Source organism: Variovorax sp. PBL-E5 (assembly GCF_901827185.1).
GTDB lineage: Bacteria > Pseudomonadota > Gammaproteobacteria > Burkholderiales > Burkholderiaceae_C > Variovorax.
The window spans coordinates 3,762,974-3,775,331 of record NZ_LR594671.1 but is presented as its reverse complement, the minus strand read 5'-3'; the positions used below and the strand labels follow the sequence as shown (position 1 = coordinate 3,775,331).

Below are 12,358 nucleotides of genomic sequence, written 5' to 3'. Positions count from 1 at the left end.
AGAACCCCGGCAATGGAACAATCGCTGTCGTTGGATCGAGTGGCCGCATCGTAGGTCATGTATTTTCGGAACACAATGTTCCACTTTAGAGGTTTACCCGTATGACGCGTTCCGCGCGCTCCGCTGCCGCCGTGCTTTCCCAGGCGCCCACGTCGCCGCCCGAAGAGTCCGCTTCGGGCTCGTCGGCCGAGCGCAGCCTGCGCCTGCTGGCGCTCCTGGCCAACGAGGGCCGCGCGCTGTCACTGGCCGATCTGGCCGCGCGGCTGTCGCTGCCCAAGGGCACCGCGCATCGCATCTGCGCGCAGCTGCTGGCCGGCGGCTTCCTGGCGCGCGACGTGGACGAGCGTTCGTTCAGCGTCGGGCCGGCGCTGCGGCAGCTGGCCTTCGACACGCTGAACCATGGCGTGGTGCGCGGGCTGCGGCACGAGGTGCTGGCCGAGCTCGTGCGGCAGGTCGGCGAGACCTGCAACTTCACCACCATCGACGGCGTGCAGGTGCTCTACCTCGACCGCGTCGAGGCGCAATGGCCCCTGCGGCTCACGCTCGATGTCGGCTCGCACGTGCCGCTGCATTGCACGGCCAGCGGCAAGCTCTTTCTGGCGCGGCTGCCGCCTGCCGAGCGCGATGCGTTGATCGAGCGCATCACGCTCACGCGCATGACGGCCAACACCATCACCTCGGCCGCCAAGCTGCGCGCCGAGTGCGATGCGATCGCGAAGCAGGGCTATTCGTGCGACCGCGAGGAGTTCATCGCCGGGCTGATCGCGGTGGCGGTGCCGGTGGCCGCCGCGTCGGGTGAGGTCCGCGCCGCGATCGCGGTGCATGCGCCGACGGCGCGCATGACATTGGATGATGCGGTGGAGCGTATCGATGCGCTGCGTAGTGCGGCTGCGCGCATGGGTGGGTTGCTCTAGCCTGATTGGCCCTTGATGGGCGCAATTGCGTAGCTGTATCGGATAAGACGCGCGATGCGTCAGCAGCTCGTCCACGCGGCTGTCAGTCGCGTGGACGGCTTGGTCTCACCCTATTCCCTTCTGCTGTGATTGGAGATCGTGTTCCATAGACATCCCTAGCATTGGTCGGTAGGAGCCCAACCAAGCAGACATGCGGCAAGCATCGAATACGCCAGCAAGCCGACACCAAGTGCCGCGATGACCAGTCCTGCAAGGATGGCAACCCAGCCATTGAGAGAAGACGACGGAGCGCGCCCTTCAATCCAACAGGCACAGACCGGCGGAATATCCATAGGATCCCGGTTGCTATACAGGCCACACCGGCAACCCTGACAGCTGCCTTTGCGCCAAACAGAAGGTGGCGCCAAAAAAGAAAATGAAAACAACCGCGCCGACACACCACTCGATTCGATGACGTTTTTCAGAAGGCATTGCCCCCCTCCTTTGCGAAATTGATCGTCGCCGTAGATCGCCGTGATCTGTTCATCAAAATTTGCATTCGCGTTGATATTTCAGAATGAACTGCGACCCAGCCAGCCACGGCCATGGCCGCAAATGACGAAAGCCGCGATGGCTCTCGTCGTCAATGCATATTTGCAAGTCAACCGGTATATTTACTTCAAAGATTTCCTGTCATAACTTGCCGTTTCCTTGGTGCTCTTCTGATGCATATATCGATGTTTTTCATCGAATCTAACGTCAAAAACTTTTATTTTATCTGATTTCTCAAGTCTTTTTATAACGCAGCGAGCGCGATCGCCGGGTTGTCCTGTTGAGCAATTGACGTAGTCCTTCTTCGATAGTATTTTCATTGAAAACTCGAATGCTTGCGCTTGTTTCCGCCATTTTGAAAGCAAATAATAGTCGGAAAAAAATATAAATACAGATAGGCAAAATCCGCAATTGCATCCGGCTTTATCTCTCTGTTGGACTGAAATGCTTGGCATGTGTTATCTGGGCAAAATTCAATATAATTTCGAGATTTGTTGCTGCTATGAATCATTTGGGGAAATTGTTTCGAGAGTTGCTGCAATGATTCACTCAGGCCGTCCTGCCGCGCCTGGGCATAGCAAGAAAAAAATTCACAACACACCAGGAGCGTGAGCGCGTAGCCAAGGGTTTTCATTTTGATCAATTTTTCTCCATACTCGGTCAAGGCGATTCATTGGCGCCTAGTGACGGCACGCCATTGCCAGGGGTCAGCTGCAGATGCCAATGATCTCGATTGGGGGTATTTGGAAAGCTCTCGAACTGACCTGCGCCAAAGCCGCATGCAGTAGCGCACTCCTTTACATCTGCATCGCTCCCAGCATTGTTGGCTCGTGGGCCAGCAATGTCACAAGCCTCTCCTTTGTAGTGAAAGCTACGAGGACTATGGCCGGTCTTCTCCGCGCCGCCGGTGATGAGCAAATCCAACGATGAGTTGCCTGTTTTTCTTCGCAAGCACAGCTCCACACACTGGAGTTGCGTTGCCACCGGACCGGTGACCGGTACTGTCGCGGGAGGAGGGCGGTTGTAGTGGATCAGTCCGAGCGGATCCGTAGAGACCAGGGGATTGCCTTCTACATATGCGAATAGATTGAGTCCTCCTGTTTCTCCTATGGGATCGCGATTCAACCATCTCCCCCGCCGTGGGTCATAGCCCCGGTACACGGCAAAAGCCAAGCCGCTCGACCCATGCCTGAACAATCCGCCGAATGCGAAGTCCGCATCGATATCACCGTTCACGGTGTTCCGGCTTCCATACGGTTCGAAGTCGTATCGTGCTCTCGTCCTGCCGTCCGCATCAACCAATTGCCGCACGCTGCCCAGCGAGTCGGAGATATAGCGAAAGGGAACGCCATCCTGCACCACCCCCTGGGCAAAATACCGTTTGCTCACCGGCGCCCCTGCCTTCATGTTGTCGCGCTCCAGGCAGCGTTCGAGCCCGCACCATAGATAGGACCTGTCGGCCACCACGACACCCTCTTGCCGATCGATGATGCGCACGAGCCGGCTCTGCCCGTCATAGACAAAGCTGCTGTCGGTGTTGTTGACGGTGTGGCTGACCAGCCGGTTCGCGGCGTCCCATCCGTATGTCGCGGCTCCGACCTTCAGCGGGTTGCCGCCGGCATCGTAGGTTCCTGCGCTCAGGGCATTGGTCGCGGTGACATCCAGATCTCGGACGATGCCATTGCCGTTCATCGACACCAGATTCGACGCCTTGTCGTAGCCATATGCATACGAGGCAAGGATCGGCGCGCCGGGTATGTTCAATGCGCTGCTTGCGGCGATCAATCGATCCGTGTCGTCGTAGCGATACCGGGTCAGGCGCGCGTTCGGGTTCGGCGCAGGCGTGATGCCGCTCGTACCACCGTTCGCACCAGCACCACTTGTCGTGCCGGGCCCGGCTTCCGCGTCGGCGCTGTTGGCCGTGGCAGCGCCATTGTTCGTGCCCGAACTGTTGCTCGCCCCATCGCTGCCGCTCGCTCCGCTGCCCCAGTTCACGCCGCCCGTGGAGCCACCGTTGCCGCCCCCTCCGCAACTGACCATCAGCGCAAGGGCCACTAGCGGCACCCCGATATGCACCGAGTGCCGGTTCGTCGTGCGCCATGTCGCGATCGCGAGGGCCAGTGCGATGAAGAGCGCCGCGAAGGCACCCGGCGCGGCGATCGAGGCCAGCCATCGCACGGCCGCAAGCGGCACGCCGCTGTCGCCGGGATCGCCTGCGCCCATCGGCGACAGGGCCGACAGCTTCTCGCCGGGCAGCGCATCGGCAAAGCTCAGAACGTTGTGGTTGGCGTCGTAGGTGTACGCGTAGCTCGCCAGCGGCGCGCCGGTCGCGCTGGTGTAAGCGATCTGCTTGAGCATCTCGTCACCCTGGGGTCCGTAGTAGCGCATCGCCGTCTGCAGGCCGTCGGCGCCCACGATGGCCGAGACCCGATCCGACGCGCCGACATAGCGATAGTCGAAGCGGCCCAGCGCACTCTCGACCGACGCCAGGCGATCGATGGCGTCGAAGCTGCGCTTGTCGGTCGCGCCATCAACATTTCGCTCGATCACGCGGCCCAGTGCGTCGTAGGCATAGGCCACCGTATCGGTCAGTCCTGGCTGCCCGGCCACGGGGCTGGTGATCATGGCGAGCTGGTTCGCACCGGGGCTGCCCGCCAGGTTGTAGGCATAGGCGGTGACGCCGTTCGCATCCGTCATCGACACGAGCCGCGGGTAGACGGCGTCGTAGACATAGGTGACGCCGGCCGTCGACGTGCGCGCGCCAAGGTACCCGAGCGAGGCTGGCCTGTCGTCCACGGTGTAGGTCATCGCCCGCGTCTGCCCCTGCGCATCGGTCACCGATTTCAGCCGCCCGCTCAGGGGTTCGTAGCCGTAGGTCTCGGTGCTGCCATCCGCATGGTGTTTGGCAACGGGGCGGCCCTGCACGTCGATGTCCCAGGAGGTCACGTTGCCCTTGGCATCGGTGATGCTGCGCAAGGTACCGTTCTCGTGGTAGCCGAAGGCGGTCGTCTGCCCGAGCGGATCGGTGATGGAGATGAGCTGCCGATTCGCGTCGTAGGCGTAGCGCGTGATGCGCCCAAGCCGGTCCTTGGAGGCGACGCGATCGAGCTTGTCATAGGTGTGCTGCGTGGTCGTGCCGTCGGGGTAGCCGATCTGCGTGAGGCGGTCGAGCGCGTCGTACTGGTAAGTCTGCGTGTACCCCTTGGAGCCGGTGCTGCTGGCGACGCGATCGAAGGCGTCGTAGCTCAGGTTCAGGCGCGCGGCGCCCTTGGCGTCGAGCACGGTGAGGAGCCGTCCGGCCTCGTCGTAGACGTAGCGCGTGGTGTTGCCCAGCGGATCGGTCACGCTGACGGGTTGGCCCGCCGCGTTGTAGGCGTAGTGCGTGACCTGACCCGCGGCATCGGTGCGGGAGAGCGGCAGATGCTGGCCGTTGTAAGTGAACGTGGCCAGCGTCGCCGATCCCGCACCGGCGGTGCGCTGCTGCACGGCGAGCAGATCAATGCCGCCATCGGCGTACGAGAACAACGATGTGCGCCCCGCCGGATCGGTGACCGAGACCGGCTTGCCGAACGCGTTGCGATCGAAGCTCGTCAGTTGCGTCGCGCCGCCATCCAGCACGCGCGCGACCTGATTCGGCATGCCCGAGGAGCCCTCGTAATACGACGCGCTCTGCCCCGGATAGAGATTCCACACGCGCCCCTCCAGCGGCGCCTTCGTGCTCTCGGCGATGGGCGAGGTCAGGCCGCTGGGGTCATGCAGCCAATGCGTGAGCCGCGCCGCCGCATAGTTTCCCGCGGCGACCGCATAGGCATGCGGGTCCCAGTGGAAGCTATTGCGGTATTGCAGGTAGATGTTCTGAAGCGATCCATGCATGACCGGCACAGGGGACTCGCTGCCGCCGATGCCCGGCGCGGAATGGCGAAACTCCACGCGCTCCGTGAAACCGAGCGGATCGGTCATCTCCAGGTAGCGGCTGTTGACCGTCATGTCCTGGCCGTAGCGGAAGTGGCTGGTGCCGTACGGCGTCGTCATCGCGTTGACGAGCCCGCCTGCGTCGTAGGTGAAGGACGAGGTGATGCCGATCACGTCGGTGATGGAGGTGAGGCGGCCCTGGCCGTCGTAGCCGAGGTCGGCATGCCGGCCGAACGGGTCGGTGATCCGGGTCACGAGCAGCGGCGACGATGGGGCTTCGTAGGCGAACACCGTGTTCCTGCCGACCGCATCGGTGATCGAGGTCAGGCGAAGCTGCGCGTCGTAGTTGAAGCTCAACGCATTGCCGGCCGGATCGACGATCTGCGTGAGGAACATGCGGCGCGGCCGGACCGTCGCGCCATCCGCATGGCCGAACACCTGCTTGCTGCCGTCGGGCATGCGCAGCTCGTACGATGACGCCGCGCCCGTGCCCGGAATGCGCGCCAGGATCGATCGGCTCTCACGCTCGAGGCCGAAGGTTCCCGTGGCCCGCGTGTAGGCGCCAGGCAGGTAGTCCAGCGGCCCGACCGAGCCGCCGCCGGCCACATGGCGAACGACGCCGATGCCCGGCTGCGCCGGATCGTCCTCGATCCACGAGAGCACGTTCAGGGACCATTTGGGGCTGACGTTGAAGAAGCCGAAGACCGCCGGCTGGCTCGATTCCCGCTGGTTGTAGCTCAGCCGGATCTGCACCGGCGGACCCTTGGGCTGGGTGTAGCCGACGGGCGTGTCGTTGAGGTTCAGGCTCACGAGCATGGTCTTGGCATTGACTTCGCACATGCGGTCGCAGCTGATCGGATACAGCCCCTTCGACGCAGGCAAGGTGTTGCCCGGTTCGTTGTTCGCCGTCTGGCCCATGCCATGGACCCGCCGGGCTTCGTCGACGCTCGCGCTGCGCCAGCCCGCATCCGCGCTCGCCGCGTGCGGCACCAGGAAATAGCCGCTGGATTCCTCGTCGATCGCGGCCCGCGTCAGCCATGCGTCGCCGCTCGCGAAGGTGGGGTCCTGCACGTGGTAGCGGCCGTTCTTCTCTTCGACGATGGCGGCGTAGTGGTGCAGCTTCCAGTGCGCGACGGAGGGGACGGGGATCGCTTGCCGCGGCGTCCTGAGAACGACCCGATGCGCAAGGCCGACCTTGGCGGCAAGCTGCGATAGCTGGTCCAGGTCGAAGCCCTGCGGTCCGGAGCGCTGGGCGTTCATGAGCGCGATCCTGGCCGGCTGCGCATTCATCGAAGTGAGCAGATTGCGTAGCGCCATCGGGCCGCACAGGTAGGCGGTGCCGTAGTCGTTTCGAAAGGACCACAGCCCCTCGCGTGCGCCGGCGATCATCTCCGTCGCGGGACCGCCGACTGCACGATCGCCCATGTCGGAGAACAGGGCATCGAGCTCGGCTGCGTGCCCCAGGCGGGCGTGCATGCGTGCCAGTTCGCCGGCTGCGCGATCGGCCAGGGCCTTTGCCGGTGGCTGCGTCGCGCCGCGCCCGAGCTGCCAGGCCTGCGCCCATGCCGTCATGGCCTTCGAGAAATAGCCCGCGTGGTAGTAGCCGATTCCCAGGTCGGTCAGGAGTGCCATGCGCCAGGCGGAGCGCGGATGGTCGGCAAGGAAGGCGGTCAATGGCCTGGCCGCATCGGCGAAATCGCTGGGCGCGCTTGGCGGGCTTGGCGGCTGCGCGAACCGCGCCAGTGCGGCTTCGAGTGCCACGTCCTCGGACCGGGAAGCCGGGCCCATCGCGACCAGCGGTTCCTCCAGACCCGGGACGATCCGCAGCGGGCCCGCGCCGGCGTGCGACACGGCGGCAAGCAGGAGCAGCGCGCCGGACACAGCCCAGCGGCACAAGACACAGAGAGAGTGAGTGAGGAGGCCCCGCGCATGGCGCGGCCGCACCATGGCCGCAGCCGATGAGCTTGTCATGATCCCGTCCCTTGCCCCTTGGGGGCTGTTATTGCGGGCGGATCATATCGACGAAGCTCGAAAGATCAAGCGCTGTTTGGCGCTACGCAAGAATCCACGGCCGACGAGGCTTCGTCGCCCTCGTCGCCATACTCGGTCTTGAAGCTTTGCGGCTCGCGTCCGTTCTCGGTCAGCAGTGCACCGTCGCAGTCACTGCAGCTTGATGCCGGCGTTGCGGATCACGGTCTTCCACTTGTCGATCGCCTGCGCGAGGTTCTGCCCGAACTGCTGCGGCGTGCCGCCGACCACCTCCGCGCCGTCTTCCGAGAGGATCTTGCGGAACGATTCCGAGGCCACGATCTTGCCGATCTCCTTGTTCAATCGCTCGACGATCGGCGCCGGCGTGCGGATCGGCACCATCACGCCGTAGAGCGAGGTGGCGTCGAAGCCCGGAATGGTTTCGGCGACGGTCGGCACGTTCGGCATCGCGGGCACGCGCCGCGGACCGCTCACCGCCAGCGCGCGCAGGCGGCCCGCGTCGACATGCTGCTTGATCGACAGGATGGTGCCGAACTTCCAACTGATCTGGTTGCCCAGCAGATCGACGGTCGCCTGGGCGTCGCCCTTGTAGGGGATGTGGTTCATCTTCACACCGGCCATCGAACACAGCAGCTCGCCGGCCAGGTGCGTCGCGGTGCCGGTGCCGCCGGAGCCGTAGTTGATCTCGCCGGGATGCGCCTTGGCCAGCGCGATCAGCTCGGCCACGTTCTTCGCCGGCGTCGCCGAATTGACGGCCAGCACGTTGGGGGACACCGCGACCTCGATCACCGGCGCGAAGTCGCGCAGCAGGTCGTAAGGCATGTCGGACCGCAGCCCGGGATTGATGACGTGGCTCGGCGACACCATCAGCACGGTGTAGCCGTCGGCCGGCGCTTCGGCCACCTGGCGCGTGCCGATGATCGTGCTGCCGCCCGGCACGTTGTCGATCACCACCGGCTTGCCGAGCGCGCCGGTGAGTTTCTCGCTCAGCAGGCGCGCGATGATGTCGTTGGGACCGCCGGGCGGGAAGGGCACGACCAGCCGGATCGGACGATCGGGGTAGGCGGCGAGCGCCGCCGTGCCCAGCGCCGCGAACGCCAGCGCGGCCAGGCAGCGCGCGGGCCGCAATCCGTGCAGGCGCGGCAGTCGGAACTTGATCATGTCTTTGTCTCCTGTCGTTCTTTTTTTCGCGCGCGGGCGGGTCAGCCGCGGGCCGGCCCGATGACGTTGCGCAGCGTGCCGATGCCGATCACCTCGGTTTCCATCACGTCGCCCTGCTGCATGAACTCGGGCGGCACGCGCGCATGGCCGACGCCTTCCGGCGTGCCGCTGGCGATGATGTCGCCCGGCTCCAGCGTCAGCCCGTGCGAGAGCTCCTCGAGGATGCGCGGGATGCGGAAGTACATATGCGAGGTGCTCGACGACTGCTTGACCACGCCGTTGACCCTGCAGGCGATCTTCAGGTCTGCCGGATCGAGCGCATCGGCGGTGACGATCCACGGCCCCATCGGGCAGCTGCCGTCCAGGCTCTTGCCCTTGAACCACTGGTTGCCGTGCTGGCGCTGGATGTCGCGGCCGGTGACGTCGTTGAGCACGGTGTAGCCCCACACGTGGTCCATCGCCGCGGCCTGCGCGATGTTCTTGCCGCGCTTGCCGATGATGACGCCAAGCTCGGCCTCCCAGTCCAGTTTCAGCGTGATCGTGTCGTCGATCGGGATCGGGTCGTAGGGGCCGCCGACCGCGGTGCTGGCCTTGGTGAAGAAGGTCGGGCGATCGGGCAGGTCGACCTTGGCGGCACGCGTCTTGTCGCCTTCCTCGAAGTGCGCGAGGTAGTTCCAGCCGACGCAGAACACGTTCTTGCGCGGCTTCGGGATCGGCGCGAAGAGATGGACGTGGTCGAGCGCGATGCGCTCGTGCGGCTGCGCGAGCACGGCGCGCACCCAGGCGAGGCCGGCGTCGCCGGCCTCGATCAGGCCGAGCAGGGAACTGTTGTCGAAGGGTGCATCGGGAAGGGCGGCGAGGTCGATCACGAAGCGCTCGTCGACGACGACGCCGGGGCGCGGCGCCTCCTGGGCGCTCGATGCAAAGCTGACGAATTTCATGGGAGAAGAAAAGAGAAGAGATGGGAAGAGGTGGAGGGATGGGTCAGATCAGGCCGCGATAGGAACCGCCGTCGAGCTGCAGGTTCTGGCCCGAGATGTAGCCGGCCTGCACGCTGCACAGGAAGGCGCAGGTGTCGCCGAATTCCTCGGGCTTGCCCAGGCGTTTGGCTGCAATGGTCTCGGCGATCACCGCCATCGCCTCGTCGCGGCCGATGCCGCGTTCCTTCATCATGCGATCGGCCATCTCCACCTGACGGTGGGTGCCGAAGCGTTCGGGCAGCAGGTTGTTGATGGTGACGTTGTCGACCGCGACGTCCAGCGCGAGCGAACGGGTCAGCGCCGTCAGTGCGGTGCGCGGCGCGGTCGACAAGGCCATCGTCGGCGTCGGCGACTTCACGCGCGCCGAGGTGATGTTGACGATGCGGCCGAACCTGCGCGCGCGCATGCCGGGCAGGAGCGCCTTGATCATGAACATCGGCGCATAGAAGTTGGCCTCCATCGCGCCTTCCCAGTCCTCGCGCTCGAAGCCGAGGAAGGGCCCGGGCTCGGGCCCGGCATTGTTGTTGACCAGGATGCTCGCGCCGGCGCCCGCGGCGGCCAGCACGCTGCGGCCGGCCTCGGTATTGAGGTCGGCGCGCACCGGCTTGACGGTGGCGCCGGTGGCGCTGCGGATCTCGTCGGCGGCGGCCTGCAGGCGGTCGGCATCGCGGCCATTGATGAGCACGGCGCAACCCTCACGCGCCAGCGACATCGCGCAGGCCTTGCCGAGGCCGTCGGACGAGGCGCAGACCACGGCCGTGCGGCCCTCCAGCCCGAGCTTCATGCCTTCGGTCCCGGGGCGCCGACCACCGCGCGCAGGTGGTCGACGGCTTCCGAGCGCGTGCCCATCCAGACGTCGGGCGCATTCTTCGCCAGCCGGATGATCTTTTCGTAGGCCGCCATCGCGAGCGGCCGGCCCGAGACGTGCGCATGGATCGCGGGGTCGATGCGCGCCGCGCCGGTCTCGTGGTTGCGCGCGCAGTCGAGCCAGTCCTCGAACAGCGCGACCATGTCGCGCGGCGAGTTGCCGTAGCGCATGTAATGCGGCAGGTCGTTCACCTCGGTGTTGTTCGGGAAGGCGACGATGGAACGGTCGCCATAGCGCATCACGTAGGGCAGGTCGTCGTTCAGCGTGTCGCCGTGCCAGTCGTAGCCGGCCTCCAGCAGCATGCGCGGCGTGCGCAGGCCGGGCGTGCTGCGCGGGCTGATCCAGCCGCGCGGGCGGCGGCCCATCGCCTTCTCCAGCAGCGCGGTGGTGCGTTCGATGTTGGCGCGCTCCTCGGCTTCGTCGAGGTACACCGGGATCACGTCCATGGTGTAGGAATGCGCGACCACGTCATGGCCGGCGTCGGCCATGCGGCGGATCACCTGCGGATAGTGTTCGGCCAGGATGCCGCTGACGTTGAAGGTGGCGCGCACCTGGTTGCGCTCCAGCACGTCGAGGATGCGGAAGATGCCGCGCCGGTGCCCGTACTCGGCCCAGCTCATCGCGTTGAGATCGGGAAAGCCCTGGCGCAGCGGGTTGCCCATCGGGCCGATGCCGGGCCACTTGCCATCGGACCACCATTCGAACGAAACGCGCGGGAACACCGCGATCCGCTTGCCGCCGGGCCAGCGGAAATCGGCCGGAGTCCGGATCTCCGTGGCGCCGGCGTGAATGTCCAGGGAATGCTGCATCGGGCTGTCTCCAAGAATTTGCGTGGGCCGCAAGATAATCGATATTATTTTTATGGTCAACGGGAAATCGATTTTATTTCCAGAGTCGCAATGACAGAATCCCGGCAACCCGCAGGGAACCCAGGCCTCATGAACAACCCATCCGAACCCCCGAGCAGCGCGACGGGCACGCTGTCTTCCGTGGCGTATGAACGCCTGCGCCAGGAGATCATTCACGCGTTGCTGCTGCCGGGCCGCAAGCTCCACATCGCACAGCTCTGCGCGCGCTACGACATCGGCCTGAGCCCGATGCGCGAGGCGCTGCACCGGCTGGCGCGCGACGGCCTCGTGAGCCACAGCGACCAGCGCGGCTTCCACGTCACGCCGGTCAGCGAGGCGCATCTCGACGAACTCACGAAGACCCGCGGTTGGCTCGACGAGCTGGCGCTGCGGCAGTCGATCGCGCACGGCGACCGCGCGTGGGAAGAGCACGTGCTGCTGTCCTACCACCGGCTCTCGCGCCTGCACCGCGTGGCGCCGGGCGGTGCCGAGCCGCAGATCAACGCGCCATGGGAAGACGCGCACCGGGCCTTTCATGCGAGCCTGCTGGCGGCCTGCGGTTCGAGCTGGCTGCTCGGCTATTGCGGACAGCTCTTCGATGCGGCGGACCGCTACCGCCACCTGAGCCGGCTGTCGAACGCGCGCGAGGTGGTGCGCGTGCGCGACGAGCACAAGGCGCTGATGGAAGCGGCGATCGAGCGCAAGACCGAGGAGGCGGTGCAACTGCTGCTCGACCATCTGGCGAGCACGGCGAAGCTGGTGCGTGACAGTTTGCAGGCTGCTTCGGACAAGGCTGCCGGGTCGGGGCATGAGCCGGGGGGGCGTGCTGCTGGGTCGTCGCGACGGGCGGTGCGGCGCGCAGTCGCTGATCCCTCTCTTGCTCCCTCTTCCTCCGGGAGAAGGCGGGGGTGAGGGCACCGGGCCTTTGCTCTGTGCGTTGCGCTTGATGTGAGGCCGTCGGCCGGGAATTCGCCCCGGCGGGCGAGTCACTTTCTTTTGCTTCGCCAAAAGAAAGTAACCAAAGAAAAGGCGACCCCACTGCGCGCGACCCTCCGCTTCGCTACGGGCAACCTGCGGTGCTCGCTTTTCGCGGGGTCCGCGCAAACTCGCTTCGCTCAAACAGTGCGCGGCCCTGATCCGCGAAAAGCTGCGCTC

General features: G+C 65.3%; 8 protein-coding genes. 2 read left to right on the top strand and 6 right to left on the bottom strand.

Annotation, left to right across the window (positions count from 1 at the left end):
• Positions 1 to 101: 101 nt before the first annotated feature.
• On the top strand, positions 102 to 914 hold the full coding sequence (locus WDLP6_RS18380; RefSeq protein WP_162593508.1) for an IclR family transcriptional regulator: 813 nt from the start codon (positions 102 to 104) through the stop codon (positions 912 to 914).
• Positions 915 to 1,761: 847 nt separating this feature from the next.
• On the opposite strand, the gene WDLP6_RS18375 is transcribed toward WDLP6_RS18380, so the two are convergent.
• From WDLP6_RS18375 to WDLP6_RS18350, 6 genes are all read right to left on the bottom strand, one after another.
• Positions 1,762 to 2,088, bottom strand: coding sequence for a hypothetical protein (locus tag WDLP6_RS18375; RefSeq protein WP_162593507.1), 327 nt, complete (start codon positions 2,086 to 2,088; stop codon positions 1,762 to 1,764).
• Positions 2,089 to 2,105: 17 nt separating this feature from the next.
• A complete protein-coding gene (locus WDLP6_RS18370; RefSeq protein WP_162593506.1) occupies positions 2,106 to 7,328 on the bottom strand; it encodes an RHS repeat-associated core domain-containing protein in 5,223 nt (1,740 codons plus the stop codon).
• Positions 7,329 to 7,517: 189 nt separating this feature from the next.
• Positions 7,518 to 8,507, bottom strand: coding sequence for a tripartite tricarboxylate transporter substrate binding protein (locus WDLP6_RS18365; protein ID WP_162593505.1), 990 nt, complete (start codon positions 8,505 to 8,507; stop codon positions 7,518 to 7,520).
• A 41-nt stretch (positions 8,508 to 8,548) separates the two neighbouring features.
• Positions 8,549 to 9,448 carry a fumarylacetoacetate hydrolase family protein gene (locus tag WDLP6_RS18360; protein WP_162593504.1) on the bottom strand — a complete coding sequence of 300 codons (900 nt, stop codon included), beginning with the start codon at positions 9,446 to 9,448 and terminating at the stop codon, positions 8,549 to 8,551.
• Between the two features lie 43 nt (positions 9,449 to 9,491).
• Entirely contained in the window at positions 9,492 to 10,271 is a 780-nt protein-coding gene (locus tag WDLP6_RS18355; protein WP_162593503.1) for an SDR family oxidoreductase, read from the bottom strand.
• Positions 10,268 to 11,164: a polysaccharide deacetylase family protein gene (locus tag WDLP6_RS18350; RefSeq protein ID WP_162593502.1), complete on the bottom strand. Its 897-nt coding sequence runs from the start codon at positions 11,162 to 11,164 to the stop codon at positions 10,268 to 10,270. Before WDLP6_RS18350 ends, WDLP6_RS18355 begins: the two co-directional genes overlap by 4 nt.
• A gap of 129 nt (positions 11,165 to 11,293) precedes the next feature.
• On the opposite strand from WDLP6_RS18350, the gene WDLP6_RS18345 reads away from it, so the two are divergent.
• Positions 11,294 to 12,115, top strand: a complete 822-nt coding sequence (locus WDLP6_RS18345; protein WP_162593501.1) for a GntR family transcriptional regulator — start codon at positions 11,294 to 11,296, stop codon at positions 12,113 to 12,115.
• The last annotated feature ends 243 nt before the right edge of the window (positions 12,116 to 12,358 follow it).